The sequence below is a fragment of the Streptococcus oralis genome (genome assembly GCF_001578945.1).
GTDB classification, from domain to species: Bacteria; Bacillota; Bacilli; order Lactobacillales; family Streptococcaceae; genus Streptococcus; species Streptococcus oralis_Q.
The window spans coordinates 101,940-104,646 of record NZ_KQ969551.1 but is presented as its reverse complement, the minus strand read 5'-3'; the positions used below and the strand labels follow the sequence as shown (position 1 = coordinate 104,646).

The 2,707-nt window shown below is 40.3% G+C and carries 5 protein-coding genes; all 5 read right to left on the bottom strand.

The window, feature by feature from the left end:
* Positions 1-49 precede the first annotated feature (49 nt).
* Positions 50-823 carry an inositol monophosphatase family protein gene (locus SORDD16_RS03210; protein ID WP_061452359.1) on the bottom strand — a complete coding sequence of 258 codons (774 nt, stop codon included), beginning with the start codon at positions 821-823 and terminating at the stop codon, positions 50-52.
* A complete protein-coding gene (locus SORDD16_RS03205; RefSeq protein ID WP_001041959.1) occupies positions 813-1,091 on the bottom strand; it encodes a UPF0223 family protein in 279 nt (92 codons plus the stop codon). Before SORDD16_RS03205 ends, SORDD16_RS03210 begins: the two co-directional genes overlap by 11 nt.
* Positions 1,092-1,493 carry a Spx/MgsR family RNA polymerase-binding regulatory protein gene (locus tag SORDD16_RS03200; RefSeq protein ID WP_004246303.1) on the bottom strand — a complete coding sequence of 134 codons (402 nt, stop codon included), beginning with the start codon at positions 1,491-1,493 and terminating at the stop codon, positions 1,092-1,094.
* A gap of 195 nt (positions 1,494-1,688) precedes the next feature.
* Entirely contained in the window at positions 1,689-2,309 is a 621-nt protein-coding gene (locus tag SORDD16_RS03195) for a TIGR01906 family membrane protein (RefSeq protein WP_061452358.1), read from the bottom strand.
* A partial coding sequence (locus tag SORDD16_RS11550; protein WP_241733950.1) for an HAD hydrolase-like protein occupies positions 2,299-2,707 on the bottom strand: 409 nt, incomplete at its 5' end. The genes SORDD16_RS11550 and SORDD16_RS03195, both read right to left, overlap by 11 nt.

The window sequence follows — 2,707 nt, the reverse complement described above, 5'->3', positions numbered from 1 at the left end:
CTTCTAGTATCGCTTCATATTTTTCAACAAATCCTTCTGGAAATTGCATTTAATTTTCTTTCCTTTCGTAGATATAAGACTGAATCTCTTCTTGCATCTCGATTGGCACCATCATGACAGGCTGACGCGTTTTAAAATCAGCAGGCTCACCTGATACCGTAAGAAGACGATAACCCAGACTTTCCCCTAAGATACTGGCCGCAGCGTAATCCCATGGCTGCAGGTAGGTAATATAAGTCAGAAGACGACCCGATAAAACCTTAGCAAAACTAATGGCCGCACTGCCGTAAACACGGACTCCCAACGCTGCTCGCCCCAAATCCGCCAAACCCCACTCATTGGTTTCAAACATACCTGAGTTACCGGCAACTAAAAATTCTTGAAGAGGTTTCTTTTTAAAAGCCGGTAAGGGCTCATTATTACAACAAGGAGGAAAGGCACCACCACCATGATAGCAATCGCCTTTCATGACATCATAGATGATGCCAAACTTGCCAATCCCATTTTCAAAATAAGCCAACATCACGGCAAAATCTTCCTGCTGGGCAACAAAATTATTGGTACCGTCAATGGGATCAATCACCCAAACGGAACCTTGACCGACTGCAGCACGTAAACAGCCCTCTTCCGCGCAAATCAAGTCTTCTGGATAAGATGCCAAAATTCTCTGAACTAAGAGATCCTGAACTTCCTTATCCAAACGCGTCACCAAGTCTGTAGGGGAAGACTTTCGCTCAACCTGCAAATCTTCTTTCATGTGAGCCAAAATATACTCAGCAGCTTCCTGCACAATTTGTTTGGCAAATTCAAATTTAGTTTCCAAGAGAAATCTTCCCTTCTCTTTTTTCTTTTGCTAATTGAACTGCATGATAGAAGGAATAACCGCTAGCCGTTTCAAATTCGCGACCTAGGCGCTTTTCTTCACTTTTGCTCGGAACGACAGACTTAAATTCCTTATAAGAATCTAGCAGTTTTTTTGCTTCTACCTTATCTTCATAAGCAGCTTCAACATCATTAAAAAAAGAAAGCACTGAAGCAAGTTCTTCAGTGCTCCACGACAAATCTAGTGGGTAACTATACTGTTTGTTCATCTATCCAATACCAGCTCTCAATGTTGCTTCTTTTAGTTCTTGTTTACGGTAACTACGAGGGAGAAAAGCACGAATCTCATCTTCATTAAAACCAATCTGCATGCGTTTGGTGTCTATAATAATTGGGCGACGCAAAAGACTAGGATATTGCTCAATCAACTGAAGCAACTCCGATACTGAAATACTCTCTACATCAATATCCAATTTTTGAAAAATTTTTGAACGAGTTGAAATGATGTCATCAGTACCATTTTCGGTCAAGGAAAGAATGTGCTGTAGTTCTTTTCTTGTTAAAGGACTGGTCATAATATTGTGCTCCTCAAAAGGAACTTTATGCGTCTCTAACCAGGCCTTTGCCTTACGACATGATGTACAGCTCGGTGATAAAAATAGTGTAATCATGCTTTTCTCTTCTTATCTATACTTTGTTGCTTCTATTATACAAAAAAATAAAGCGCTTGACTAGGGATTTTTAGAAAAAAAGCCTATTTTTCAAGAAAAATAGACTGTATGCGAACGATTTACTCAATTCCGATAAAGTTAATTCACTCCTCGTAAGAATTTTTAACTTCATCTCTGTTTTATCAATGCAACACATTAAAGTATTCTACGACTTTTCAAATAAAGAAAACCAAAGAAACTTTCATAGAGTCCAAAGAAGAAAAGGAAAGCATGGAGAAAGAAGGTCTCTGGCAAAATCCAAATAACTGGATCCTTTGCTGGATCAAAAAGCCAGGTATCGTCTCCCACAAAGAGAATCTGATGGAAAAGAGTAAAGAATTGCTCAAAACCAATCAACACTCCTACAAGCCCAATGACTAAAGGCAATAGCACTAAAGTCAAGATACTTTTACGATATAGGGGCAAAAAGCCTTTTTTCACCATCTTTCTAACAAAGAAATAGAAACTTGGAAGTGTCACTAGGGCAACTAGCTGTACTAGGTGAAAAAGATTCTTCACCACCGCAAAGTGATGCAAACCAGCCGCTGATGAACGAAAATCCGGCATCTCTAAGACCTGACTAAAGGGATTGGTCAGGTAATTCATCAAGATATGAAAATTGTACTGAATGGTTTCGGTCTTTAGATAGACTCGATTCGCTAAGTTCAGCCACTGAATTTCCCAAGGATAGAAAACCCAAGCAAGATAAATAGTCAGTAGGATAGAAAGTGAGAGGAGAAAGAGCATACTTCCCCAAAAGGTCAGTTTAGTTTTCATCAAAATTCCACTCCGCAAGGCTAGAAACCACATGAGTTGGTGCGATTGGCAGGTCAGCCACTTCTTCTGCCTTGGTAAAACCTGTCGTCACCAAGAGCGTTGGAATGCCATTGTCAATCCCTGCTCGGATATCTGTCAAGTAGTTGTCCCCAACCATGAGCAATTCTTCTCTTTTCAAACCTAAGTGCTCAACTGCCTTGTCCATAATGATAGCATTTGGTTTCCCGATATAAACTGGTTTTACTCGTGTTGCTACTTCAAGAAGTGTTATCAGTGAACCAGCACCTGGCAAAAGACCACGTTCCGTCGGAATATTGAGGTCTGGATTGGTTCCGATAAAGTGAGCCCCCTTTTGGATGGCTAGAGTTGCTGTGGCAAATTTTTCATAGTCAACTTGC

Coding starts and splice junctions, on each gene's coding strand:
- SORDD16_RS03200 (WP_004246303.1), bottom strand. CDS start 1,493: ATGATTACACTATTTTTATCACCGAGCTGTACATCATGTCGTAAGGCA.
- SORDD16_RS03195 (WP_061452358.1), bottom strand. CDS start 2,309: ATGAAAACTAAACTGACCTTTTGGGGAAGTATGCTCTTTCTCCTCTCA.
- SORDD16_RS03205 (WP_001041959.1), bottom strand. CDS start 1,091: ATGAACAAACAGTATAGTTACCCACTAGATTTGTCGTGGAGCACTGAA.